The organism is Sphingomonas trueperi, from assembly GCF_040545665.1.
Classification (GTDB): Bacteria; Pseudomonadota; Alphaproteobacteria; order Sphingomonadales; family Sphingomonadaceae; genus Sphingomonas; species Sphingomonas trueperi_B.
The window spans coordinates 348,314-373,211 of the sequence record NZ_JBEPMH010000002.1; the positions used below are offsets into that span (position 1 = coordinate 348,314).

Consider the following 24,898-nt stretch of genomic DNA (forward strand, 5'->3'; position numbering starts at 1 on the left):
CCGGCCGGCCACGGCCGGACGGCAGATCGACGTGCGCGCCACCGCGTTGATCGAATATAACGACAACGCCGTGGTCAGCGACCCGCGGATCAGCGACGGCCGCGGCGGCAACAGCGGCGACGTGCTTGCCGCCCCGTCGCTCGACCTCAGCGTCGTGCTGCCGCGCGCGACCGGCACCACCTATCTGGCCGGGTCGGTCGGATATCGGTTCTACAACAAATACACCCAGCTGAACCGCGAGAACATCTCGCTGACCGGCGGCGCCGACCAGCGCCTGTCGTCCTGCCTGGTACATGGCGAACTCGGCTATCAGCGGCGGATCAGCGATCTCTCGACGCTGTACGTGCTCGATGCGCCGGACAGCTTCAAGAACAGCGAGGAATCGCGCCGCTACAGCGCCGACATCGGCTGCGGCGGCCCCTATGGGCTGCGCCCCGCCCTCGCCTATTCGCGCACCGAGGTGCGCAACACCCAGGCCTTCCGCAAATATGCCGATGCGGACACGGATTCGATCACGGCGCAGCTGGGCCTGCAATCGCCCTCACTGGGCACGATCTCGGTGTTCGGCCGCTATTCGAACAGCATCTACATCCATCGGCCGAGCCTGGCCGGCGGCCTGGGCCGCGACGGCATCAAGAGCTATGCGGCCGGCCTGCAGCTGGAGCGCGCCGTCTCCACCCGCCTGAACTTCCGCGGATCGGTGAACTATACCAAGGTGGATCCGAAGCTGCCGGGCACCAGCGACTTCTCGGGCGTCGGCTTCGATCTGGCCGCGGTGTACAATGCCGATCTGTTCACCGTGCAGATCGCCGGATCGCGCGCGGCGCAGCCCTCGGCGATCTATTTCGTCAGCTATGAAATCATGACCTCGCTGTCGGGCACGATCTCGCACAACCTGAGCACCCGCACCCGCATTTCGTTCAACGCGAACAAGACGTGGCGCGACTATAATTCCTCCACGCTGTTCGCAGGTGCCCCAATTTCGGGCAACGACAACATGTTGTCCCTGGGTGCGAACGCGTCGTACGATGCGACTCGACGCCTGCGATTCAATCTGGGCGCGGGCTATGACGAACGAACGTCGAGCATCCGGCTTTTCAAATACCACGCCAAGCGAGTCAATTTCACGACGTCGCTGGCGCTCTGACAAGGGCGTATCCATGCACGAGAAGAGTAGGTTTATGTTTGTCTCGGCGCTCGCCGGCATGACCGCACTTGCGGTGCCTGCCGCGGCGCAAATTGCCACGACCCGCCCCGCTGCCCCCGCACGTCCGCGCCCTGTCGCTGCCCAGCCGCAGCAACAGGTGCCGGCCGCGGCGGCGCAGACCACCACCCCGTCCGCGCCGATCGCCACCGGCGCGGCGCCGGCCGGCTATGTCATCGGCGTCGACGACGTGCTCGAAGTCGACGTGCTCGGCCAGAGCGACTTCAAGACCCGCGCCCGCGTCCAGTCCGACGGCACGATCACCCTGCCCTATCTGGGCGCGGTGCAGGCCAAGGGCGAGACCGCGATCACGCTGGTCAAGAAGGTCCAGGACCTGTTGAAGGCGGGCGGCTATTACGCCAAGCCGATCGTCAGCGTGGATATCGTTACCTTTGTCAGCAACTTCGTGACGGTGCTGGGCCAGGTCGGCACCGCCGGGCTGCAGCCCGTCAACCGCGAATATCACGTCTCGGAAATCATCGCCCAGGCCGGCGGGCTCAAGCCCGACGCCGCCGATTTCGTGATGCTCACGCGCGCGGACGGCACCAACGTCAAGCTCGACTACAAGAAGCTTGCCCAGGGCGGACCGCAGGACGACCCGATCGTAAAGGCGGGCGACAAGGTTTTCGTGCCCGAAGTGGAGCGTTTCTACATTTATGGTCAAGTCAACGCGCCTGGGGTATATCCGATTCGGGCGGACATGACTCTCCGCCGCGCGGTCGCGCAGGGCGGCGGTCTCGGACCGGCCGGCTCGATCAAGCGGATCAAGGTCACGCGCGATGGCCAGGAGATCAAGTTGAAGATGGACGATCCGATCAAGCCCGGCGACACGATCGTCATCGGCGAGCGGTTGTTCTGATCTAGGCAATGTTGGCAGCTGACGAGGCGCACCAGTGAATATCGTACAATTTTTCCGCATTCTCTGGGCGCGTCGGTGGATCATCCTCCCGGCGTTCCTCGTCTGCGTCACCACCGCCACGCTGGTGGTCCAGTTCCTGCCGGAGCGCTACAAGGCGACCACCCGGCTGGTGCTGGACACCTTCAAGCCGGATCCGGTCACCGGCCAGGTGATGAGCTCGCAGTTCATGCGCGCCTATGTCCAGACCCAGACCGAACTGATCGAGGACTATGCCACCGCGGGCCGCGTCGTCGACGAACTGGGCTGGGCGAATGATCCGGCGAACATCGCCGCGTTCAACGCCTCGCCCGCCGCAGCGACGGGCGACATCCGTCGCTGGCTCGCCAAGCAGATCATCAGCAACACCTCGGCGAACGTGATCGAGGGGAGCAACATCCTCGAGATCTCCTATTCGGACAGCTCGCCGGATCGCGCCGAGCGGATCGCCAACATGGTTCGCACCGCCTTCCTCGCCCAGGCGCTGTCGAACAAGCGCGCCGCGGCGACCAAGTCGGCCGACTGGTATGCCCAGCAGGCCGAATCGGCCCGGCAGGCGCTGCTCGCCGCGGTCGAGGCGCGCACCGCCTTCGTCAAGAAGTCCGGCATCGTCCTCACCGACACCGGCTCGGATCTCGATACCCAGAAGCTCTCGCAGCTGACCGGCCAGGCCGCGGTTCCCGCAGCGCCGGTGGTGGCAGCCGGCGGCATGGGTCCGGCGCAGCTCCAGCTCGCCCAGATCGACCAGCAGATCCAGCAGGCCGCAACCAATCTCGGCCCGAACCACCCGGCCTTCCAGGCGCTGCAGCGCCAGCGCGAGGTCTATGCCAAGGCGGCGGCGCAGGAACGCGCCCAGGCCGCCGGCGGCGCGGGCTCGGCGCAGAGCGCGATCAACAGCGCGGCCAATGCCCAGCGCGCCCGTGTGCTCGGCAACCGCCAGGATGTCGACCAGCTCGCCCAGCTGCAGCGCGACGTGTCGCTGAAGCAGGACCAGTATATGAAGGCCGCGCAGCGCGTCGCCGATCTGCGGCTCGAGGCGAGCAGCAACGACACCGGCATGTCGACGCTGAGCGAGGCCAGCGCGCCGGACAGCCCCTATTACCCCAAGGTGCCGATGATCATCGGCGGTGCCGCGGGCTTCGGCCTGGGCCTGGGCCTGCTGATCGCGCTGCTCGTCGAGCTGCTCGGCCGCCGCGTGCGCAGCCCCGAGGATCTCGAAACCGCGGTCGACGCGCCGGTGCTGGGCGTGGTGCAGAGCCGCGCCGCACTTTCCGCCCGCCTTCGCCGCGCCCATGAAACTCTCGGCGAAACCGCCGAATCGCACGGAGCTGCAGTAAACTGATGGACGCGATGACCACGCCCGAACCGCTGCCCGAAGGCGATCGTCCGAGCGCCGTTCCGACGACGCCGGACACCACCGCTGCGCTCGAATATCAGCTTGTCCTGTCCGACCCGACGGGGATCGAGGCCGAAGCGATCCGCGCGCTGCGCACCCGCATCATCGCGCAGCACCTGCGCGAGGGGCGCCGCGCGCTGGCGCTCTGCGCTGCCGCCGAAGGCGCCGGCTGCAGCTTCATCGCGATCAACCTGGCGACCGCGCTCGCCCAGATCGGCATCAAGACCGCGCTGGTCGACGCCAATCTGCGTGCGCCCGCCGTCGGCCCCGCCTTCGGGATCGATCCGGCCAAGCCGGGTCTTGCCGACTATCTCGCCTCGGGCGATGTCGAGCTCGCCTCGATCATCCACCCGACGGGTCTCGAGCAGCTGTCGATCATCCCGGCCGGGCATGTCGAGCACAGCCCGCAGGAACTGCTCTCCTCCGAACAGTTCCGCGACGTGACGACGCAGCTGCTCCGCGAATTCGACATCACCATCTTCGACACGACCGCGGCCAACACCTGCGCCGATGCGCAGCGCGTCGCCAACGTCGCCGGCTATGCGATGATCGTCGCCCGCAAGGACAACAGCTATATACGCGACGTAAACACGCTGACCCGTACACTGCGTGCAGACCGTACCAACGTCGTCGGTTGCGTGCTGAACGGATATTGATTTGGACCATATGACCGCGACCGCTCTCGAGCGGCAGCAAGGCAGGACGGGCGGTGGCTACTGGTTCGCCATCGCCGGCCTGCTGGCGCTGGCTATCCCCACCTTCATCACCCTGGGCCGCCAGGTGTGGAGCGCCGAAGGCGGCGTGCACGGCCCGATCGTGCTCGCCACCGGCGCCTGGATGCTCGCACGCCAGCGCAGCTCGATCGAGGCGCTGCGCGCTCCCGGCAATCTCGCGATCGGCGGACTGCTGCTGCTCGCGTCGCTGGCGATCTATTCGCTCGGCCGGATCTTCGACTTCATCAGCATCGAGACCTTCGGTCTGGTCGGCGCGGTGATCAGCGCGGGCTATCTCTATTTCGGCGGTCGCGCGCTGCGTGCGGCCTGGTTCCCGGTGCTGTGGCTGTTCTTCCTGGTGCCCCCGCCGGGCTGGGCGGTCGACCGTGTCACCGCGCCGCTCAAGGAGTTCGTCTCCTATGCCGCGACCGGGTTCCTCTCGTGGCTCGACTATCCGATCCTGCGCCAGGGCGTGACGCTGTTCGTCGGCCCCTATCAGCTGCTGGTCGAGGACGCCTGTTCGGGCCTCCGCTCGCTCTCCAGCCTGGTCGTGGTGACGCTGCTGTACATCTACATCAAGAACAAGCCCTCCTGGCGCTATGCGCTGTTCATCGCCGCGCTGGTGATTCCGGTTGCGGTGCTCACCAACATCCTGCGCATCGTCATCCTGGTGCTGATCACCTACCATCTGGGCGACGAGGCGGCGCAGAGCTTCCTCCACGTCTCGACCGGCATGGTGATGTTCGTGGTGGCGCTGCTCGGCATCTTCGCGATCGACTGGGCGGTCGAGCAAGCCCAGCTGTTCCTGCGTCGGAGGTCCCATGTTCAACCGGCGTGACCTGCTGATCGGCGGCGGCTGCTTCGCCGCGGCCGGCGCCTCGCTCGGCCTCAAGCCGCGTCGCCGCATGGACCTGCTCGGCGCGACCAAGCTCGATGCGCTGATGCCCAAGGCGTTCGGCACCTGGAAGGCCGAGGATACCGGCGCGCTGATCGCGCCCCCGCGCGAGGGCAGCCTGGAAGACAAATTGTACAACCAGGTGGTCAGCCGCGCCTTTTCTCGGCCCGATGGCACCACGGTGATGCTGCTGATCGCCTATGGCAACGCCCAGACCGATCTGCTCCAGCTGCACCGGCCCGAGGTGTGCTATCCGTTCTTCGGCTTCACCGTGCTGGAGAGCCATGCGGAGATGATCCCGATCGCCGACAAGGTGGCGATTCCGGGCCGCGCGCTGACCGCGACCAACTATAACCGCACCGAGCAGATCCTCTACTGGGCGCGGGTGGGCGAATATCTGCCGCAGACCGGCAACGAGCAGCTGCTGGCCCGTCTCAAGAGCCAGATGGCCGGCTGGATCGTCGACGGCGTGCTGGTGCGCATCTCCACGGTGACCGGGGAGGCGGCGGAAGGGCTTGCGGCGAACCTCGATTTCGCGCGCGAACTGGTCAAGGTACTCGACCCACGGGTGCTCCGCCCGCTGCTCGGCACGCAGATGACCGCGGCGATCGAACCGCACCACCAGCCGGGCGCCTGATGCCATCGGGGCGGCGTCGGCGCCGCCCCTTTCAGCGCACGGAAGCGCTTCCGCGGATCGGGCATGCCGCTGCCCGAAAAAGGGACGCGGCACGGCAATAGCGACTCTTTCCCCCCGCGCGGATCGTCGTATCAAATGACGCGGCCCGCGCCGCATCCGAAGAAAAACAGGGGAGAGGAAACCGAATGCGCAGGAACATGTTCGCACTCGCGCTCGCGGCATCTGCGCCGCTGCCGGCCGTCGCACAGCCCGTGACGCTGCACATCACGGCCGACGACTTCTTCTGGTATGTGCCGAACTCGGATGCGCCGGCCTTCGATCATGCCGATCTTCGCCTGACCATCGACTTCGACCGAACCTCCGCCGCGTTCGGTCGCACCCAGCAGGGGCTGACGGTACACGCCTTCAACATTCCCTATGAGGTCTGGTATTCCTGGGATGGTGCCAGCCTGTCGATCGGCAAATATCCGGTGGACTATGGCGGGTGCGAGATCGTCGCGCAGTCCTTCTGCACGATGATCGACCATCCGTTTTCAGCCGCGCCGACCGCGCCCTTCTTCTTCTACGCCGACGGCAAGGGCGACTGGACCGCCGCCAATGTGACGGTGACGGCGACCTCGGCCGTTCCCGAACCCGCGGCTTGGGCATCGCTGATCGCCGGCATGGCCGGTCTCGGCAGCGCGCTGCGCCATCGGCGCAGGCGCAAGACGCTCGCCTCCATCTGATCGCCGGGCCGCGCGCGCCCGATCAGGCCGGCACGCAGGCCGACACCGCCATCCCGTGCGGCAGGCGCTGCGGGCGGACCATCGCGGCAGGCGTGCGGTCCGATACGATGTCGAACCGATCGCCATCCACCCAGACCTCGGGCACGAGCGCGCGGGCATTGTAGGTCGAGGCCATTGCTGCGCCGTACGCGCCGGCGGTCGCCAGCACCGCGAGGTCGCCTTCCTCGACGCGGTCGATGGTGCGTGCCCGGGCGAAGCTGTCGCCCGATTCGCACACCGGCCCCACGACATGCGCGACGAACCTTTCGGGGCCGCGCGGGCGCACCGGCGCGAATTCGTGCCATGCGTCGTAGAGCGCCGGCCGCGCCAGGTCGTTCATCGCCGCGTCGACGATCACGAACGGGTGGGGCTGGCCCGGCTTGACCCACAGCACCCGCGTGAGCAGCGCCCCCGCCTCCGCGACGAGGAAGCGCCCCGGCTCGAACAACAGGGTGACGTCCCAGTCTGCCGTCTCGCACGCGACCATGGCGCCATAGGCCGCGACGTCCGCGCCCGGCTCGCCCGTGCGATAGGCGACGCCGAGCCCGCCGCCGAGATCGACATGGGTGATGCGATGCCCCTCCGCCCGCAGCGCCGCAACGAGCGTGCCGACGCGCCGATAGGCGGCCTGCAAGGGAGCAAGCTCGGTGATTTGGCTGCCGATATGCACCGCGACGCCCTGCAGGTTCAGCCCCGGTAGCGCAGCGAGGCGCCGGTACATGGCCGCTGCGTCCGGATAGGGAATGCCGAACTTGCTGTCGCGCAGCGCGGTGCTGATCTTGGCATGGGTATGCGCATCGACCAGCGGGTTGACCCGCAGCAACGCCGTTGCCCGCACCCCGCGGGCGCAGGCGAGCGCCGACAGTACCTCGCCTTCGCGCTCGTGCTCGATATTGAACCGGCCGATCCCGGCATCCAGCGCCGCCGCCATCTCGTCGCGCGTCTTGCCGACGCCCGAATAGACGATGTCGGCGGGCGCGATGCCGCCGGCGCGCGCCGCCGCCAGCTCGCCGCCCGAGACGATGTCGGCACCGAAGCCGAACGCCGCCAGCGTCTGCAGGATGGCTGGGTGCGAATTGGCCTTCACCGCGTAGAGCAACTGCTTGCGCGCGATCGGCGCGAGCGCCTCGACGAAGCTGCGCGCCGCGTTGCGCAACGCCGTGGCGGAGTAGACATAGGCAGGCGTGCCCGCGGCATCGGCGATCACCGGCAGCGGCACGCCCTCGGCGTGGAGCACGCCGTCACGCATCTGGAAAGACATGGAATTTCCTTGGTTGAGGACGCGGCCAGGTCAGCCGCGCGGCGGGCGGCCGTTGCGGCGCGCCTGCAAGCGCTCGGGCAGGTGCCGGTGACGACTGCATTCGACGCGGATCGCCAGCGGCGCGCGCTTGCCCTGCACCACCAGCACCAGGCCGAGAATGGCGAGCGGGAAGCCGAGCAGCAGCAGCGTCCCCGCCCCTTCCGGACCGCTGATGTCGGTCAGCGTCCCCGCCAGCCCGCCGGCGATCAGCAGGAACGCGCCGACGCCGCGCCAGAGGCGGTCGCCCTGGCGGCTCATTGCCCCGCCGCCCGGGGCGGGCCGCCCAGCGCCATGTCGCCGGCACGCCGCGCCAGCGCGGCGAAGCGGGCCATCTCCGATCGGTCGGCAGCGTAGAGCAGGATATCGGCGGGAAAGGCGGCCTCTTCGCGCAGCGCCGCTTCGACGGTGCCGCGATCGAACTGCACTGCGATGGCGAGGTCCGCCATCGCCGCCGCGGCGCGGCGGGCACGGACGAGCGCCGCGGCATCGCCGTCCACCCCCCGCGCCTCGATCGCGACGAAGCCAAGCGCCCGCGCCCGCCCCAGCACCGGCAGCAGCAGCGCGCCGTCGCCGCACGCGGCATCGACGATGCGGACGCTCCGCCGTCCCGCCGCGCGCAGCATCTTCAGCTGCTCGAGCACCGCCGGCCAGCGCAGGTCCCGCGCGGCAATGGCTTCGGCGGTATCGCACAGCGCGTGGCGGACGATCGCGGCAAGCGGGGCGCCGGATCGCACCGGCGGGACGGCATAGGCATAAGCGAGATTCATGATCGCCTCCTCAGGCCGCCCGGCGCGGCGCGCGTTCGTCGGCACCGACCGGCGCGAAGGAAATCCACGGCACCAGCGGCTGCCCCGCCTCGGCGCATTCGGCGCCGGGAAAGCCGTGCCGCTCGGCCCGCGCGAACTGCCATGCCGCCTCGCGCGAGACGAAGCGGCCCTCCATCAGGCCGTGATTTTCCTGGACCAGCCAATGTCCCTCCCGGTCCTGCCCCACCCAGAGGATGGTGGCCGCCGGATCGGGCTCCACAACGAGATCGGACGCCATGCCGAACGCACTCCTACAAGCGCCGGCGCCAAGGGGAGCCGACACCCGCAAGCTAGGCAGTGCCCGCATTAAGCTTCGAGAGCGAAGCGGGGCACGCGGCGTTAGGTTTGCATAAAGTCGGCTGTCCCGGCGCGGACATCCTACCGCTGCAACCGAACGGCGCGAACGGACACGTGTCTGTAAGGCGCAGTCGCCAATCCGGCGCTTCATCCCCCTAGGAGCACCCCATGCAGGCACCGGCCGACAGCTTTCGCAGCGATCTTTTCGCGGGCAAGACCATCCTCGTCTCCGGTGGATCGAGCGGCGTGGGCCTGGCGCTCGCCCGCGGTTATGCGGCGCTCGGCGGCACCGTGCTCGTCACGGGCACGTCGGAAGCGAAGCTGCAGGCCAATCGCGACGACGCCGCCTATCAGGGGATCCGCTTCCTGCGGCTCGACGTGCGCGACGGCGCTGCGATTGCCGAGCAGATGGCGCAGCTTCCCCGCCTCGACGTGCTGGTGAACGCTGCCGGCATCCTCTCGGTCGATGCGCCGTTCGACGAGGCGACCTATCTCGACGTGATCGACGTGAACCTGCACGGCGCGCTGCGACTGGCGCTGGCGGGGGAGCCGCTGCTCGCGGGCTCGGGCGGCAATATCCTCAACATCGTGTCGATGATCTGCTTCACCGGCAGCCCGGCGATGGTCGCCTACACGGCGAGCAAGTCCGCGCTGCAGGGACTGACCCGCACGCTGGCGCACCGGTTCGGCCGCGACGGCATCCGCGTCAACGCGATCGCGCCAGGCTTCCACAAGACGGCGATGTCGACACCGGTATGGTCCGACCCGATCGTCTCCGATCGCGTCGTCCGCCGCACCGCGCTCGGGCGCTGGGGCGAGGTCGACGATCTCGTCGGGCCGGCCCTGTTCCTGTCGTCGCCCGCCGCGGCCTATGTCACCGGCGAAACCTTCATCGTCGACGGCGGCTGGCTGAGCGGTTCGGGTCTCGACTAACTCGTCGGGGGTCGCGCGGCACCCCGGCCGGAGCCGGAGTGCCCGTCCCACCCCTCACCGCTCGTGGAGCGCGTCGCTCCCCGTCTCCAGCACCGGGCCGACCAGATAGCTGAGCAGCGTCCGCTTGCCGGTGACGATGTCGGCGCTGGCGATCATGCCCGGACGCAGCGGCACCTGCGCGCCGTGCGCGTTGACATAGTTGCGGTCGAGCGCGATCCGCGCCTTGTATACCGGCGGCTGGCCTTCCTTCATCTGCACCGCCTCGGGGCTGATGCCGACCACGGTGCCGGGGATCATGCCGTAGCGCGTGTACGGGAAGGCCTGGAGCTTCACCTTCACCGGCATGCCGGTGCGGACGAAGCCGATGTCGCTATTGTCGATCATCACCTCGGCCTCGAGCCGGGCCTTGTCGGGCACGATCGAAAGCAGCGGCTTCACGCCCTCGACCACGCCGCCCTCGGTATGGACCTGGAGCTGCGAGACGGTGCCGCTCACCGGCGCGCGGAGTTCGCGGAAGCTGCTGCGCAGGGTCGCCTTGGCGACGTCCTCGCTGCGGCCGCGCACTTCTCCCTCGGCCTTCACGAGGTCCTGCAACACCTGCGCGCGCGCTTCCTCGCGGGTCTTGGCCGAAAGGCTGCTCGCGCTGTGCGACTGCTGGCCGAGCTTGGCGACGCCGGCGCGCGCGGCGGCAAGGTCCTGGCGCTCGGAGATCAGCTGGCGGCGCAGCTCGACGACGCGCAGCTTGGAGACATAGCCCTTGGCGGCCATCGCCTCGTTGGCGGCGACCTGCTGTTCGAGCAGCGGCAGCGATTGCTCGAGCTTCTGCACCTGCGCCTGTGCCTCGGCAGCGGCGGAGACGGCGGCGCCGCTGTCCGACCGGCCGCCGGCGGTGGCCGCCTCGATCTGGCCGAGCCGGGCGCGGGCGAGGTCGCGGTGGGTGGCGATCTCGGCCGGGCTGGCGCCGGCGGGGGCGACGAAGCGGAAGCCCTTGCCGTCGAGCGCGTCGACGATCGCCTGGTTGCGCGCGACGTCGAGCTGGGCACCGAGCAGCGCCACCTTGGCCTGGTTGGCCTCCGCCGCCGACATGGTCGGGTCGAGCGTGACCAGCACCTGGCCCTTGCTGACCTTCTGCCCCTCGCCCACCAGGATGCGGCGGACGATGCCCGATTCGGGCGACTGGACGATCTTGGTCTCGCCGATCGGCGCGATTCGCCCCTGCGTCGGCGCGACCACCTCGACCTTGCCGATCGCCAGCCAGGCGGTGGTGATCGCCAGCCCGGCCACCATCACCCGGGCGGTGAGCCGCGCAGTGGGCGACACCGGCCGCTCGATGATCTCGAGCGCAGCGGGCAGGAAAGTGGTGTCAAAGTCGGCGCTGCGCGCGGGCAGCACCGTGCCGCGGAGCCGGGCGAGCGGGCCGCGCGGGCCCATGGTGACGACGGCGTTCATGCGGCAATCTCCCCGAAGCCGCTTTGGCGGCGGTGCAGGTCGGCATAGCGGCCGCCCAGGCGCAGCAATTCGTCATGGCGGCCGCTCTCGACGATGCGACCCTGTTCGAGCGTGATGATCCGGTCGCAGCCGCGCACCGCCGACAGGCGATGGGCGATGATGACAAGGGTGCGGCCGGCGGAGATCGCGCGAAGGTTGTTCTGGATCAGCTCCTCGCTCTCGGCGTCGAGCGCCGAGGTCGCCTCGTCGAACACCAGGATCCGCGGATTGCCAACCAGCGCGCGGGCAATGGCGAGCCGCTGGCGCTGGCCGCCGGACAGGTTCACGCCGCGCTCGACGATCTCGGTGTCATAGCCGCGCGGCTGGCGCAGGATGAAGTCGTGCGCGCCCGCCAGCTGCGCCGCCGCGACGACATGCTCGAACGGCATGGCCGGGTTGGACAGCGCGATATTCTCGCGGATCGTGCGGCTGAACAGCAAATTCTCCTGCAGCACCACGCCGATCTGGCGGCGCAGCCACGCGGCATCGAGCTGGGCGACATCGACCTCGTCGACCAGCACCCGGCCGTTGCTCGGCAGGTTGAGCCGCTGGAGCAGCTTGGCCAGCGTCGACTTGCCCGAACCCGAGGAGCCGACGATGCCGAGCGAGCTGCCCTCCGGAATGTCGAGCGTGATGTCGCTCAGCACCGGCGGCTGGTCCTCGGCATAGCGGAAGCTGACATTCTCGAAGCGGATCGCGCCGCGCAGCACCGGCAGCGTCGCCGCCGAGGCGGGGCGCGGCTCCACGGGGTGGTTGAGCACGTCGCCCAGCCGCTCGATCGCGATGCGGACCTGCTGGAAGTCCTGCCACAGCTGCGCCATGCGGATCACCGGGCCCGAGACGCGCTGGGCGAACATGTTGAACGCGACCAGCGCGCCGACGCTCATCGCGCCGCCGATCACCGCCTGCGCCCCGAAGAACAGGATCGCGGCGAAGCTCAGCTTGGAGATCATCTCGATCGCCTGGCTGCCGGTATTGGCGGTGTTGATCAGCCGCTGCGAGGCGCCGGTATAGGCGGCGAGCTGGCGCTCCCAGCCATTCTGCCAGTGCGGCTCGACCGCGGTCGCCTTGATCGTGTGGATGCCCGAGACGCTCTCGACGAGCAGCGCGTTGCTGGCCGAGCTCTTCTCGAACTTGTCCTCGACGAGCGCGCGCAGCGGACCCGCGACGCTGAACGAGACGATTGCGTAGAGCACCAGCGACGCCACCACGATCGCCGACAGCATCGGCGAGTAGAACAGCATCGCCGCGAGGAAGACGAGGGTGAACAGCGGGTCGACCAGCACGGTCAGCGAGGCGTTGGTGAGGAACTCGCGAATCGTCTCGAGCTGGCGGACGCGGGTGACGGTGTCGCCCACCCGGCGCTTCTCGAAATAGCTGAGCGGCAGTGCCAGCAGGTGGTGGAACAGCCGCGCGCCGAGCTCGACGTCGATCTTCTGCGTCGTCTCGGTGAACAGCCGGGTGCGGATCCAGCCCAGCGCGACTTCCCAGACCGAGACGATCAGGAAGGCGAAGGCGAGCACGCTCAGCGTGCTCATGCTGTTGTGGATCAGCACCTTGTCGATCACGCTCTGGAACAGCAGCGGCGAGGCGAGACCGAGCAGGTTGAGCGCGAAAGTGATCCCCAGCACCTCAAGGAACAGCCGGCGATAGCGCTTGAACTGCGCGGTGAACCAGGAAAAGCCGAAGCGCAGCGGCCGCCCGGCCACCGCGCGGGTGGTGAGCAGCACCAGCGTGCCCGACCAGAGCGAATCGAGCCCCTCGCGATCGACCTGCTCGGGGGCGTGGCCGGGGCGCTGGATGATCACGCCATGCTCGGTGAGGCCGCCGATCACGAACCAGCCCTCGGGCCCGTCGGCGATCGCGGGCAGCGGCTGGCGGGCGAGGCCGCCGCGCGGGACCTCCACCGCCTTGGCGCGGACGCCCTGCTGGCGCTTGGCGAGCAGGATCAGATCGTCGATCGTCGGCGATTCGCCATGCCCCAACGCGTGGCGCAACTGTTCTGGGGTGATCGCGATATTGTGGACGCCGAGCAGCAGCGATAGCGCCACCAGCCCGGATTCGCGCAATTCGGCCTCGCGCTCGGCGGCCGATGGGCCCGCAAAAGCGCTCTGCAGGGTGGCCTGCATTTCGTCGCGTGTCATTTCCGGAACTCTGCCTCCATGGCGCTACTCGTCGGCGCCATGATGAAGAAGGCTGGTAAAGACTCGATTAAGCCAAATGTTTCTGTGGTTTATGCGTAGGCGGCGATCCGCCCGCCGCGCCCGTTTCAGCGATCCTTAAGCCCTCTCCGCTACACCGCCACACAAGGCGAGCGCGACGGGCCGGGAGAATTTTGGGGTGCATCGCAGCAATCTGGATCGAAAAATACGCTGCGTGCGCGAAGAAGACGGCTGTCTTGGCCGACTGGGGGACGCAACTGCCCTTGATCCGCCCCGATTCCTAGGCATAGATCGGTTCAGGTCGCGGTTCCCTGAAAATACGGCAGACAGTGTCGGTTTCTGAGGGATATTTGCTGGGGCTTCGCGCGTTCCTGCGGGTTAGCCTTCTGTCAGCAGCAACAATCCAAGGTGCGATCTTGTTGAATCCCGGTCCCGAAAACGTACCATTTGGTCGATACCCGCTCTTTCGGATCGCGATTCGTCCCATTATAATGCAGTGCAACAGGCCGACTCGGCCGCTGTCAGCGTGCAGATTCCGTTGAGGGAGCCCGATGAGGCCATGAACGCTTTCGAAGCACAGCGCGCCTTTGAAGAGCAACTTCGGGCGCATGCCCGGATCGATCCTTCGGTTGCCCCCGTCTGGCGCCGGTCGACGCTCCGCATGATCCTGTATACCGAGCTTCTGCTGCTCGACAGCATGGCGATCCTTGCCGCCTTCTATCTCGCCGCCTGCACCCGCGACGGCAACTGGCTGTCGCTCGCCGGGATCAATGTCGGTGTGTTCCTGCTCCCGATCACGCTGGGCACCGCGCTGGCCAGCGGCACCTATTCGCTGGGCTGCCTGCGCTACCCCGTGAGCGGGGTGAAGAACATCTTCTCGGCGTTCTTCTTCTCGGTCTTCGTCGTGCTGCTCGGCAGCTATCTGCTCACCGCCGAGCTGCCGCTGTCGCGCGTCCAACTGGCCGAGGGCACGCTGCTGTCGCTGTTCCTGCTCACCACCGGCCGGCTGATGTTCCGTCGCCATGTCCGCGCGGCGACCGGCGGCCGGCTGCTCGACGAACTGGTGATCGTCGACGGCGTACCGCTCGACGTGACCGGCCACGCCGTCGCGCTCGACGCGCGCATCATCAACCTGTCGCCGAACCCGCGCGACCCGCAGATGCTCCATCGGCTCGGCACCACCGTGATCGGGTTCGATCGCGTGATCGTTGCCTGCACCGAGGAGCATCGCGCGGTCTGGGCGCTGCTGCTCAAGGGCATGAACATCAAGGGCGAGATCCTCGTCCCGCAGTTCAACGCGCTGGGCGCGATCGGTGTGGATTCGTACGACGGCAAGGACACGCTGGTCGTATCACAAGGGCCGCTCAGCATGCCGAACCGCGCCAAGAAGCGCGCGCTCGATCTTGCGATCACGGTGCCTGCGGTACTGGCGCTGTCGCCGCTGATGATCATCGTCGCGATCCTGATCAAGCTGGAGAGCCCCGGCCCGGTGCTGTTCGCGCAGGATCGCGTCGGCCGCGGCAACCGTCTGTTCAAGATCCTCAAGTTCCGCTCGATGCGCGTCACGCTGTGCGATGCGAACGGCAACGTCTCGGCCAGCCGCGACGACGATCGCATCACCAAGGTGGGCCGCTTCATCCGCAAGACCAGCATCGACGAGCTGCCGCAGCTGCTCAACGTGCTGCGCGGCGACATGAGCGTGGTGGGCCCCCGCCCGCATGCGCTCGGCTCGCGCGCCGCCGACCATCTGTTCTGGGAAATCGACGAGCGCTATTGGCACCGCCACACGCTCAAGCCGGGCATGACCGGCCTCGCCCAGGTGCGCGGCTTCCGCGGCGCCACCGATCGCCGCGTCGACCTGACCAACCGCCTCCAGGCGGACATGGAATATATCGACGGCTGGGACATCTGGCGCGACATCACCATCCTGTTCAAGACACTGCGGGTGATCGTCCACTCCAACGCATTCTGATTTCGCAACGTCGCCGGTTCGCGCGATCGATCCCTTCGTGATTGACAGCGGTGCGGTTTCCGTTTTCTCGTTTCGTTGTTCTTGTTGCGGCTCGGCCCGCGCCATGGGGGATTATTGAATGAAGGGAATCATCCTTGCGGGGGGCAGCGGCACGCGCCTCTACCCCGCAACGCTGTCGATCTCGAAGCAGCTGCTTCCCGTGTATGACAAGCCGATGATCTTCTACCCGCTGTCGGTGCTGATGCTCACCGGCATCCGCGACATCCTGATCATCTCCACGCCCCGCGACCTGCCGATGTTCCAGGCGCTGCTCGGCGATGGATCGGCCTTCGGCATCAACCTCAGCTATGCCGAGCAGCCCTCGCCCAACGGCCTGGCCGAGGCTTTCGTGATCGGCGCCGATTTCGTCGGCAACAATCCCAGTGCGCTGATCCTCGGCGACAATATCTATCACGGCGAAAAGATGGGCGAACGCTGCAAGGCCGCCTCCGAGCAGGCCTCGCAGGGCGGCGCCAATGTGTTCGCCTATCATGTCGATGATCCCGAGCGCTACGGCGTCGTCGCGTTCGACCCCGAGACCGGGGTCGCCACGAGCGTCGAGGAAAAGCCGGAGAACCCCAAGTCGAACTGGGCGATCACCGGCCTCTATTTCTACGACAAGGATGTCGTGGACATCGCAAAGTCGATCCAGCCCTCTGCCCGTGGCGAGCTGGAGATCACCGACGTCAACCGCGTCTACATGGAGCGCGGCGACCTCCACATCACCCGGCTGGGCCGCGGCTATGCCTGGCTCGACACCGGCACCCACGACAGCCTGCACGAGGCGGGCTCCTTCGTCCGGACGCTCGAGCACCGCACCGGCGTGAAGATCGCCTGCCCCGAGGAAGTGGCGTTCGAAGCGGGCTGGCTCGGCGCCGAGGACCTGATCAAGCGCGCCGCCGGGCTCGGCAAGACCGGCTATGCCGCCTATCTCCGCAAGGTGGCGGCCGCGGCATGACCCAGGTCCATCACCACGAACTCTCCGGCGTCATCGAGTTCACCCCGCCCAAATATGGCGATCACCGCGGCTTCTTCTCGGAAGTGTTCAAGCAGTCGGTGCTCGATGCCGAGGGCGTCGAGGCGCGCTGGGTGCAGGACAATCAGAGCTTCTCGGCGGAACCCGGTACGGTCCGCGGCCTGCACCTGCAGGCGCCGCCCTTCGCCCAGGCCAAGCTGGTACGCGTGCTGCGCGGCGCGATCTTCGACGTCGCCGTCGACATCCGGCGCGGCTCGCCCACCTATGGCAAATGGGTCGGCGTCGAGCTGTCGGCGGAGAAGTGGAACCAGCTGCTGGTGCCCGCAGGCTATGCCCACGGCTTCATGACGCTCGTTCCCGATTGCGAGATCCTCTACAAGGTCAGCGCGAAATACGCGAAGGACGAGGAAATGGCGATCCGCTGGGACGATCCCGACCTCGCCATCGCCTGGCCGGACATCGGCGTGGCGCCGGTGCTGTCCGAAAAGGACGCGGTCGCGCCGTCCTTTGCCGAGTTCAACACCCCCTTCTTCTATCAGGGCTGAGCCATGCAGCAGCAGACCTTCCTCGTCACCGGCGGCGCCGGCTTCATCGGCTCGGCGGTGGTGCGCCACCTCGTCCGCCAGGGCGCGCGCGTCATCAATCTCGACAAGCTCACCTATGCCGGCAACCCGGCGTCGCTGACGGCGATCGAGAACGCCCCCAACTATCGCTTCGTCCATGCCGACATCGCCGACACCGCGACGATCCTGCCGCTGCTGCGCGAGGAGCAGGTCGACGTGGTGATGCACCTGGCGGCCGAGAGCCATGTCGATCGCTCGATCGACGGCCCGGGCGAGTTCATCGAGACCAATGTCGTCGGCACCTTCAAGCTGCTCCAGTCGGCGCTGCAATATTGGCGCGAACTGGAAGGCGAGAAGCGCGATGCGTTCCGCTTCCACCACATCTCCACCGACGAGGTGTTCGGCGACCTGCCGTTCGACAGCGGCATCTTCACCGAAGAGACGCCGTATGACCCCTCCTCGCCCTATTCGGCGTCGAAGGCGGCGAGCGACCATCTCGTGCGCGCCTGGGGCCACACCTATGGCCTGCCGGTGGTGCTGTCGAACTGCTCGAACAATTACGGGCCGTTCCACTTCCCCGAGAAGCTGATCCCGCTGACCATCCTCAACGCGCTCGAGGGCAAGCCGCTGCCGGTCTATGGCAAGGGCGAGAACATCCGCGACTGGCTGTACGTGGACGATCACGCCAAGGCGCTGGCCACCATCGCCACCACCGGCAAGGTCGGCCAGAGCTACAATGTCGGCGGCCGCAACGAGCGCACCAACCTCCAAGTGGTCGAGACGATCTGCGACCTGCTCGACCAGCGCATTCCGCTGAAGGACGGCCGCAAGCGCCGCGAGCTGATCACCTTCGTCACCGATCGCCCCGGCCATGACCGCCGCTACGCGATCGACGCGACCAAGCTCGAGACCGAGCTGGGCTGGAAGGCCGAGGAGAATTTCGACACCGGCATCGCCGCGACGATCGACTGGTATCTCGCCAACGAATGGTGGTGGGGCCCGATCCGTTCCGGCAACTACGCCGGCGAGCGTCTGGGGCAGACCGCCTGATGCGCATCCTCGTCACCGGGCATGACGGCCAGGTCGCCCAGGCGCTGGCCGAGCAGGCACAGGGCCATGCGCTGGTCTTCACCACCTATCCTGAGTTCGATCTCTCCAAGCCGGAGACCATCGAGGCCGCGGTGGCCCGCATCCAACCCGAGCTGATCGTGTCGGCGGCCGCTTATACCGCGGTCGACAAGGCCGAGAGCGAACCCGAGCTGGCCATGGCGATCAACGGCGATGGCCCCGGCGTGCTGGCGCGCGCGGGCGCCAAGATCGGCGCACCGATCATCCATTTGTCGACCGACTATGTGTTCGACGGCAGCCTCGACCGCCCGTGGCGCGAGGACGATCCCACCGGCCCGCTCGGCGTCTATGGCGCGACCAAGCTGGCCGGCGAGCAGGCGGTGCAGGCCTCGGGTGCTACCCATGCGGTGCTGCGCCTCGCCTGGGTGTACAGCCCGTTCGGCGCCAACTTCGTCAAGACCATGCTGCGGCTCGCCGAGACCCGCGATGCGCTCAACGTCGTCGAGGACCAGCGCGGCTGCCCGAGTTCAGCGCTCGACATCGCGACGGCGATCCTCACGGTGGTCGATCACTGGCAGCGCGAAGGCACGACCAGCGGTCTCTACCATTTCACCGGCTCGGGCGAGACCAACTGGGCGGACTTCGCCCGCGCGATCTTCGCCGAAAGCGCGAAGCATGGCGGCCCCACTGCCGAGGTGACCGGCATCCCGACCTCGGGCTACCCGACGCCTGCGCAGCGCCCGGCAAACTCCCGGCTCGATTGCACGCGTTTCGCCGAGACCTTCGGCTATCGCGCGCCGCAATGGCAGGATTCGCTCGCGGTCGTCGTAGCGCGGCTGCTCGGCTGAACGAGGGGCTCAGCGGACGGTAATCCGCCGCGCGAGCCCCTCGCCGATCCGCGCCGTCGCCTCCGCGCGGAGATGGAGACCGTCGGCCTGGAGCGGCACGGGTATGTCCTTCAGGAACGCCGCCGGGTCGGCGAACGCGACTCCTTCCGCGGCCGCCGCCGCACGCGCCGCAGCGCGATAGGGCGCGATCGCGGCGTCGGCATAGGCTGTTCCGGCGGGCGGCGGGGCCAGTACCAGCACCTGCGCGCCCTGCCCCACCTCCCGCCGGATCAGCGCCTCGAGCACATGCCGGTACGTATCGACGGGCACCGCCGTTCGCCAGCCACGCGGGTTGGCGTCATTGGTGCCGTATAGCAGCACGACCAGGTCGGCGCGCGGCGCGGTTTCCCAGCGCTTCGATCCCATTGCCGCGGTGTCCGCCGGATAGCCGAGGTTCCGCACGGTCGCCTGCCCGCGCAGCACCCGCGCCAGCGTTTCCGGAAACGGCGTCGCCACCCGCTTGGAACCCGCGCCATGGATCGGCGGCAGCACGCCGCCCCAGCGCTGCGCGCCATAGGTGAGGCTGTCGCCCAGGCACAGGACAAGCCCGCCGCGCGGCACCGCGAGGGTACCGCCGAGCGGATCCAGCGGCGGGGTCGCGCCCACCGCCGCCGCGCCGCCCCAGCGTACCGCGGGCACGAAGCGCCAGCCCAGCCCGGCGGTTACCACCGCCAAGGCCAGCGCCGCACCGCCCGCCGCGCGCTTATTTGACCAGCGCATCGCGCAGATAGGGTTCCCCGGGCTTGCGCAGGATGCCCCAGATGTCGGTCTCGATGCCCGAGCGCACCACCACCGCGGGGTTGCCCGCGACGATCGACTTGGGCGGCACGTCCTTGGTCACCACCGATCCGGCGGCGACGATCGAGCCGTCGCCCACGCGCACGCCGGGCAAAATCAGGCTGCGCGCGCCGATAAAGCAGCTCTTGCCGATATAGGTGTCAGTCTTCAGGTTGCGCGTCATGTCGTGCGACAGGATCGCCGCACCGAAGGCAACATAGGACCATTCGTCGATATGGATTCCCTTGGGGAAGGTCTTGTCGAGCTTCGCCGTGTTCGAGATCCGAACGGTCGGGTGAATGTCCATACCCCAGAATTTATTGTAGAAGCGGATGCGAAGTCGCACGATTAGCCGTTGCAGCCAGATCAGCTTGTTCAACGAGGCCATTGCGGTTCCTTTTTCCAGCCATGGGTTGGGCAGTCGCGACCCGCCTAACAAATCCCGCAAATCAAGTCGACGCACCGAAAGGCGAGTGCAAAGGGTTGCCGTGCCAATCGCTTGTCCGTAACGCTCGCCCGGTGTCCGAAGCCCGACCCGACCGCATCGCCACCGGCCTGGCGCTCCGCCTCTTCGCCATTTTCTGCATGTCGACGATGTCGGCACTCATCAAGATGTCCGAGCTAAGGGGCGCGTCGCTGATCGAGACGATGTTCCACCGCCAGCTCTGGGCGGTGCCGCTGGTCACCCTGTGGGTGGCAATGGGACCCGGTCTCAAGTCGCTCAAGACCGCACGCTTCGGCGCACATGTCTGGCGGACCGCGGTGGGCCTCACCGGCATGATCTTCACCTTCGGCGCGGTGATCCTGCTGCCGCTGGCCGAGGCGCAGACCTTCCAGTTCACCGTCCCCATCTTCGCGACACTGCTCGGCGCGCTGATCCTGGGCGAGCCGACCGGCTGGCATCGCTGGGGCGCGGTGATCCTGGGCTTTGTCGGCGTACTGATCGTGGTGCAGCCGGGGCAGGAGACGATCCCGATCTTCGGCGCGTTCGTCGGGCTGATGGCGGCGCTGTTCGTCGCGATCGTCGCGATCACGCTGCGCCAGATCGGCAAGACGGAGAGCGCGGGCACCACCGTCTTCTGGTTCTCGCTGCTGTCGGTGCCGGTGCTCGGCGTCATCTACGCCTTCAACTACCGCCCGCACGACGCCGAGACCTGGGCGATCCTGATCGCCACCGGCCTGGTCGGCGGCGTCGGCCAGCTGGCGCTGACCGGCGCGATGCGCTTCGCCCCCGTCTCCGCCGTGGTGCCGATGGATTATTCGGGCCTCATTTGGGCGACGCTCTACGGCTGGCTGCTGTTCGACGTGTTCCCGACCTTCTCGACCTGGCTCGGCGCACCGGTGATCATCGCCAGCGGGCTCTACATCGTCTATCGCGAACAGAAGCTGGCGCGCGGCCGGGCTAGCTACGCCGAAACGCCACTATGAGGTTGTTGGCGGGCATCGCCACCCGCCGCTCGAACACGAGGTCCTGCGCCGCGGCCGCGGCGATCACCTCGTCCAGCAGCCGCAGCCCCCATTCGGCATTGCGCGCGCGCAGCGACTGGTCGAATTCCTCGTTCGAGGGCGCGGTGGGCACCCCCGCCTCGCGATAGGGCCCGTAGAGGATGAGCGGGCCGCCCGGCGGCAACAGCCGCCCCGCCCCCGCCATCAGCCCCACAGTCGCGTCCCACGGGCTGATATGGACCATGTTGATGCACAGGATCGCATCGGCATGGCCGACCGGCCACGTGGCCGCCGCCGCATCGAGCGCGACCGGCGGGCGGACATTGGCCAGCCCGTCGCACCACGCCGCGATCGAGGCGAGTGCATCGGGGTCCGGGTCGCTCGGATGCCATTCCAGCTTGGGAAAATGCTCGGCGAAATAGGCGCAATGCTCGCCGCTGCCGCTCGCCACTTCCAGAACCCGGCCGGCGGCGGGGAGCAGTTCGCCGAGCATCGTCGCGATCGCCGCGCGGTTGCGCAGCGTCGCGGGGGCATGGCGCCGCACGCCTCCGGGCGGGGCGAGCCAGCTGCGTTCGCGCGCGTCGCTCATGCGGCGGCGCGCGCCTGGGCGAGCAGCCGCTTGCCGCGCAGATACATCTCCACCCGCATCGCGCTGAACAGCCCCAGCGCCATGACGGCGAAAGCTTGCGTCAGCAGCATCACGTTGAGGTGCAGCGCCGAGCCCTCGGCCTGGCCGACCAGCTTGATCGCGATCAGCACCACGATGAACAAGAGGCCGCCGATCGACGCCTTCTGGTTGAGCTGTTGCGTCGCGGGATCGACCGACAGGTGCATCAGCTTGCCCCGCTGCCACCCGAGCCCCGCCCCGATCGCCAGCGCAGCGGCGCACAGCGCCCAGCCGCCAAGGCTAGGCGGCCCCTGCAGAAGCAACGCCACGACGAGCACCGCATAGAGCGTCGGTACGATCCACAGCCGCTCCAGGGTCAGCGGCCGCGCCTTCGACATGCGACGGATGCGGAGCGCGAGGATCAGCCCCAGGACGAGTGCGGTGATTCCATATTGGATCAGGTGCGGCGTATCGAACTGCATGGCGGAGTCCCCCCGGAATCGATGCGATGCAGCATAGGGGGAAGCAAGACGGCGTCAAAACACGGTTTTCACGCTCCGTCCCGGACCGCGACGCCTGTCGCGATCCGGGCACGGGACGTCAGTTGCCCGGCCGCTCGATCTTGTATTCCTTCGGCGGCGTGGCGCCCATCAGGTTCTCGACGAAATAGTCCCAGCGGCGGCGCATCATATAATAGGATTGGTCGCCATAGCCGTGGTGCGCGCGCGGAAACAGGACGAGGTCGAAATCCTTGTTGGCCTTTTCCAGCGCATCCACCACCAGCAGCGTCGACGATACCGGCACATTGTCGTCGAGCATCCCGTGCGCCAGCAGCAGCTTGCCCTTCAGGTTCTTGGCCATGTCCTGGTTGGCCTGAATGTCGTAGTTCGAGGCTTTTCCGTCGGTGGTCAGCAGGCCGAGATACTTCTCGTAGAAATCGTCCTCGTAATTGCGGTTGTCGTGGTTGCCGCTCTCGGCGATGCCGACCTTGAAGAAATCGGGATAGAGGAACATCGCGGTCGCGGTGGCATTGCCGCCGCCCGAATGGCCCCAGATGCCGACCCGGTCGAGGTCGAGCCAGGCATAGCGCTTGCCCAGATCCTGGATGCCGCTCTTCTGGTCGGGCACCGCCTGCTTGCCCATGTCGCGGTAGTAATAGTCCTGGAAGGCCTTGGACCGGCGCGGCGTGCCCAGCGCGTCGATCTCGACCACGGCGAAGCCAAGCTGCGCCAGCGCGCCTGCATCCCCCTGCGCCGCGGCAAACTGCCGCGACGGGATCGTCCCCATGAACGGGCCCGGATAGACATAGTCGATCACCGGATATTTGCGCTGCGGATCGAGCCCGGCGGGCTTGAACAGCAGCCCGTGGCACAGCGTCTTGCCGTCGCTGCACTGGACGGCGATGCTTTCCGGCGCCTGCCATCCCGCCGCCTGCAGCCGCGTGATGTCGCCCTTCGCCAGTTGCTGGACGACCGTTCCGTCGGCGCGGCGCAGCACGGCCGTCTGCGGATGCTGCGGAGTCGAATAGATGTCGACGAAATAGCGCCCGTCGCTGGACGGGAACGCGATATGATCCTGCTTTTCGGGGGTCAGCAGCTTGGGTGCGCCACCCTTCAGGTCGATCGCATAGATGCTGCGGTAATAGGGATCGGTGCCGGGCTCGCGGCCGACACCCGCCACCAGCATCTTGCCGCTGCGCTCGTCGATGAAGACCGGGTGGTCGACATTCCACTGGCCCCGCGTGACTTGGCGGACCAGTTTGCCGGTGGCGGCGCTGTAGAGATAATAATGGCCCCAGTCGTCGCGCTGCGACCACCACAGGATCTCGCCGCGCTCGGAGAGATAGCGCCAGTTGATCCCCTCGTCATTGTAGCCGCTGTCGAACCAGGTCGGCACGGTCTCGGTGAAGAGGTCGCGCACCGCGCCGCTGGCGGCATCGGCGATGCGCACGGTCTCCACCTTGTGGTCGCGCGAGGTCGAGACGAAGGCGAGCGTCCGGGCGTCCTTCGCCCATTGCATGTCCTGCGGACCCTCGCCGCACACCACGTCGTCGCACAGCGTGGAGCGGTGCGGCTCCGCCGGCATCTTGAGGCGGATCACCTGGCCCCCGTCGACATCGACGATGACGCGCTGGATCTGGATGATCTCCTTGTCGCCGACGAACGGATATTTCCACGTATCGACCTGCGAGTGGCCGACCTGGGTCGTGGTGGTGGAGAAGTCCGCCACCGCGCGCTGATCCTGCTGGAAGGTCGCCAGCTTCTTGGAATCCGGGGACCAGATCACGATCGCCTGGTCCGAATGCTTCCAGCCGGCATTGTCCGTAGCGTAACCGAAATCCTCGACGCCGTCGGTGGTCAGCTGCCGCTCCGCGCCCGTCGCCATGTCGCGCACCCACAGGTTCCAGTCGCGCACGAAGGCGGCGCGCTTGCCGTCCGGGGAGAGCACCGCATCGGCCGGGCCCTGCTGTGCCAGATAGCCGGCGATCTGCCCGGCGCTCGGCGCTGCCGATTCCTTGCAAGCATAGGGCTGCGCCATGGCGCACGCATAGCGCTTGCCGCCGACGGTGAGGACCGCGCTGTTCTTGGCGAGATCCGGCGCGAAATCGCTGATGTACAGCTTGGCGGGGTCCTGCTCCTTCAGTCCGGCGGCGTTGAGCGATGCGAGCAGCGCCGTGGTCTCGAAGGCGGCCTTCTTGGTGCGCTTGGCGGCGTCGACCAGCAGGATCGTCGGCACGCCGTGGTCGGTGTCGACATACCAGAAGCGGCTTGCGTCGATCCAGTGCGCCGATCGCACGGCATGGTCGACCAGCGGTGCGGTCCAGGGCGCCAACTGGTGCGCGGCGCGGCTATAGTCGGCGTCGGTCAGCACCGAGCGTTGCTGCGCGGTCGCCGTGCCGGCGGTCAGGGAAGCCAGGAGACAGCAGGCGAGAAGACGCATCGAGCAACTTTCCGAAGGAGTGGAATCGGCCATCCGCAAGGAGGAGGGTCTACGGCGCGTCGTCCCGCCGCTGGCCCCCCGCGCGGACCCGGCGCAGCGCGCACGGGCGAATACTGTATGCAGAGCGGGCGCA

General features: G+C 67.7%; 25 protein-coding genes. 14 read left to right on the forward strand and 11 right to left on the reverse strand.

Annotated features, from left to right (window positions below; translation table 11 throughout):
• Positions 1 to 31: 31 nt before the first annotated feature.
• From ABIC65_RS08880 to ABIC65_RS08910, 7 genes are all read left to right on the forward strand, one after another.
• A complete protein-coding gene (locus ABIC65_RS08880; RefSeq protein ID WP_354308160.1) occupies positions 32 to 1,147 on the forward strand; it encodes an outer membrane beta-barrel protein in 1,116 nt (371 codons plus the stop codon).
• A 34-nt stretch (positions 1,148 to 1,181) separates the two neighbouring features.
• Entirely contained in the window at positions 1,182 to 2,063 is an 882-nt protein-coding gene (locus tag ABIC65_RS08885; protein ID WP_354308161.1) for an SLBB domain-containing protein, read from the forward strand.
• 34 nt (positions 2,064 to 2,097) lie between these two features.
• A complete protein-coding gene (locus ABIC65_RS08890) occupies positions 2,098 to 3,441 on the forward strand; it encodes a Wzz/FepE/Etk N-terminal domain-containing protein (RefSeq protein ID WP_354308163.1) in 1,344 nt (447 codons plus the stop codon).
• Positions 3,441 to 4,151: a CpsD/CapB family tyrosine-protein kinase gene (locus tag ABIC65_RS08895; RefSeq protein ID WP_354308164.1), complete on the forward strand. Its 711-nt coding sequence runs from the start codon at positions 3,441 to 3,443 to the stop codon at positions 4,149 to 4,151. Before ABIC65_RS08890 ends, ABIC65_RS08895 begins: the two co-directional genes overlap by 1 nt.
• A 10-nt stretch (positions 4,152 to 4,161) precedes the next feature.
• Positions 4,162 to 5,046 (forward strand): exosortase V, encoded by an 885-nt coding sequence (xrtV, locus tag ABIC65_RS08900; RefSeq protein WP_354308165.1) that lies wholly within the window; start codon positions 4,162 to 4,164, stop codon positions 5,044 to 5,046.
• A complete protein-coding gene (epsI, locus tag ABIC65_RS08905; protein ID WP_354308167.1) occupies positions 5,030 to 5,740 on the forward strand; it encodes an exosortase-associated protein EpsI, V-type in 711 nt (236 codons plus the stop codon). Before xrtV ends, epsI begins: the two co-directional genes overlap by 17 nt.
• Before the next feature lie 197 nt (positions 5,741 to 5,937).
• Complete coding sequence (locus ABIC65_RS08910) at positions 5,938 to 6,465, forward strand: PEP-CTERM sorting domain-containing protein (RefSeq protein ID WP_354308168.1); 528 nt, start codon at positions 5,938 to 5,940, stop codon at positions 6,463 to 6,465.
• Positions 6,466 to 6,487: 22 nt separating this feature from the next.
• Here the strand turns inward: ABIC65_RS08910 and lysA are convergent, their stop codons facing one another.
• From lysA to ABIC65_RS08930, 4 genes are read right to left on the reverse strand one after another with little or no spacing between them, the layout of a single operon-like run.
• Positions 6,488 to 7,765, reverse strand: a complete 1,278-nt coding sequence (lysA, locus tag ABIC65_RS08915; RefSeq protein ID WP_354308169.1) for a diaminopimelate decarboxylase — start codon at positions 7,763 to 7,765, stop codon at positions 6,488 to 6,490.
• Between the two features lie 30 nt (positions 7,766 to 7,795).
• Positions 7,796 to 8,062, reverse strand: a complete 267-nt coding sequence (locus ABIC65_RS08920; RefSeq protein WP_354308171.1) for a hypothetical protein — start codon at positions 8,060 to 8,062, stop codon at positions 7,796 to 7,798.
• On the reverse strand, positions 8,059 to 8,571 hold the full coding sequence (locus ABIC65_RS08925; protein WP_354308172.1) for an SAM-dependent methyltransferase: 513 nt from the start codon (positions 8,569 to 8,571) through the stop codon (positions 8,059 to 8,061). Before ABIC65_RS08925 ends, ABIC65_RS08920 begins: the two co-directional genes overlap by 4 nt.
• Positions 8,572 to 8,581: 10 nt before the next feature.
• Positions 8,582 to 8,848 carry a hypothetical protein gene (locus ABIC65_RS08930; RefSeq protein ID WP_354308173.1) on the reverse strand — a complete coding sequence of 89 codons (267 nt, stop codon included), beginning with the start codon at positions 8,846 to 8,848 and terminating at the stop codon, positions 8,582 to 8,584.
• Between the two features lie 227 nt (positions 8,849 to 9,075).
• On the opposite strand from ABIC65_RS08930, the gene ABIC65_RS08935 reads away from it, so the two are divergent.
• Positions 9,076 to 9,840 (forward strand): SDR family NAD(P)-dependent oxidoreductase, encoded by a 765-nt coding sequence (locus ABIC65_RS08935; protein WP_354308174.1) that lies wholly within the window; start codon positions 9,076 to 9,078, stop codon positions 9,838 to 9,840.
• A gap of 54 nt (positions 9,841 to 9,894) precedes the next feature.
• Here the strand turns inward: ABIC65_RS08935 and ABIC65_RS08940 are convergent, their stop codons facing one another.
• Together ABIC65_RS08940 and ABIC65_RS08945 are read right to left on the reverse strand one after the other, a co-directional pair.
• Positions 9,895 to 11,289, reverse strand: a complete 1,395-nt coding sequence (locus tag ABIC65_RS08940) for an HlyD family type I secretion periplasmic adaptor subunit (protein ID WP_354308175.1) — start codon at positions 11,287 to 11,289, stop codon at positions 9,895 to 9,897.
• A complete protein-coding gene (locus tag ABIC65_RS08945; RefSeq protein ID WP_354308176.1) occupies positions 11,286 to 13,472 on the reverse strand; it encodes a type I secretion system permease/ATPase in 2,187 nt (728 codons plus the stop codon). The genes ABIC65_RS08940 and ABIC65_RS08945 overlap by 4 nt, the downstream gene beginning before the upstream one ends.
• 577 nt (positions 13,473 to 14,049) lie before the next feature.
• On the opposite strand from ABIC65_RS08945, the gene ABIC65_RS08950 reads away from it, so the two are divergent.
• From ABIC65_RS08950 to rfbD, 5 genes are all read left to right on the forward strand, one after another.
• On the forward strand, positions 14,050 to 15,462 hold the full coding sequence (locus tag ABIC65_RS08950) for an exopolysaccharide biosynthesis polyprenyl glycosylphosphotransferase (protein WP_354308178.1): 1,413 nt from the start codon (positions 14,050 to 14,052) through the stop codon (positions 15,460 to 15,462).
• A 118-nt stretch (positions 15,463 to 15,580) separates the two neighbouring features.
• Complete coding sequence (rfbA, locus tag ABIC65_RS08955) at positions 15,581 to 16,459, forward strand: glucose-1-phosphate thymidylyltransferase RfbA (protein WP_354308179.1); 879 nt, start codon at positions 15,581 to 15,583, stop codon at positions 16,457 to 16,459.
• The gene (rfbC, locus tag ABIC65_RS08960) at positions 16,456 to 17,022 is read left to right on the forward strand and encodes a dTDP-4-dehydrorhamnose 3,5-epimerase (RefSeq protein WP_354308180.1); all 567 of its coding nucleotides are present in this window, start codon (positions 16,456 to 16,458) and stop codon (positions 17,020 to 17,022) included. Before rfbA ends, rfbC begins: the two co-directional genes overlap by 4 nt.
• Positions 17,023 to 17,025: 3 nt before the next feature.
• On the forward strand, positions 17,026 to 18,090 hold the full coding sequence (gene rfbB / locus ABIC65_RS08965) for a dTDP-glucose 4,6-dehydratase (RefSeq protein ID WP_354308181.1): 1,065 nt from the start codon (positions 17,026 to 17,028) through the stop codon (positions 18,088 to 18,090).
• Positions 18,090 to 18,956 carry a dTDP-4-dehydrorhamnose reductase gene (rfbD, locus tag ABIC65_RS08970; RefSeq protein WP_354308183.1) on the forward strand — a complete coding sequence of 289 codons (867 nt, stop codon included), beginning with the start codon at positions 18,090 to 18,092 and terminating at the stop codon, positions 18,954 to 18,956. The genes rfbB and rfbD overlap by 1 nt, the downstream gene beginning before the upstream one ends.
• 9 nt (positions 18,957 to 18,965) lie before the next feature.
• Here rfbD and ABIC65_RS08975 read toward each other — a convergent pair whose 3' ends face one another.
• Positions 18,966 to 19,715, reverse strand: coding sequence for an SGNH/GDSL hydrolase family protein (locus ABIC65_RS08975; protein ID WP_354308184.1), 750 nt, complete (start codon positions 19,713 to 19,715; stop codon positions 18,966 to 18,968).
• Positions 19,699 to 20,160 carry an acyltransferase gene (locus ABIC65_RS08980; RefSeq protein ID WP_121074530.1) on the reverse strand — a complete coding sequence of 154 codons (462 nt, stop codon included), beginning with the start codon at positions 20,158 to 20,160 and terminating at the stop codon, positions 19,699 to 19,701. The genes ABIC65_RS08975 and ABIC65_RS08980 overlap by 17 nt, the downstream gene beginning before the upstream one ends.
• Positions 20,161 to 20,291: 131 nt before the next feature.
• On the opposite strand from ABIC65_RS08980, the gene ABIC65_RS08985 reads away from it, so the two are divergent.
• Positions 20,292 to 21,200, forward strand: coding sequence for a DMT family transporter (locus ABIC65_RS08985; protein ID WP_354308185.1), 909 nt, complete (start codon positions 20,292 to 20,294; stop codon positions 21,198 to 21,200).
• Here the strand turns inward: ABIC65_RS08985 and ABIC65_RS08990 are convergent.
• The 3 genes from ABIC65_RS08990 to ABIC65_RS09000 all read right to left on the reverse strand — a co-directional run bounded on the left by ABIC65_RS08990 (position 21,175) and on the right by ABIC65_RS09000 (position 24,765).
• Complete coding sequence (locus ABIC65_RS08990) at positions 21,175 to 21,807, reverse strand: DUF938 domain-containing protein (RefSeq protein WP_354308186.1); 633 nt, start codon at positions 21,805 to 21,807, stop codon at positions 21,175 to 21,177. The genes ABIC65_RS08985 and ABIC65_RS08990 overlap by 26 nt on opposite strands.
• Positions 21,804 to 22,307, reverse strand: a complete 504-nt coding sequence (locus ABIC65_RS08995) for a DUF1453 domain-containing protein (RefSeq protein WP_354308187.1) — start codon at positions 22,305 to 22,307, stop codon at positions 21,804 to 21,806. Before ABIC65_RS08995 ends, ABIC65_RS08990 begins: the two co-directional genes overlap by 4 nt.
• A 118-nt stretch (positions 22,308 to 22,425) precedes the next feature.
• Positions 22,426 to 24,765, reverse strand: coding sequence for a S9 family peptidase (locus ABIC65_RS09000; RefSeq protein WP_354308188.1), 2,340 nt, complete (start codon positions 24,763 to 24,765; stop codon positions 22,426 to 22,428).
• Positions 24,766 to 24,898 lie beyond the last annotated feature (133 nt).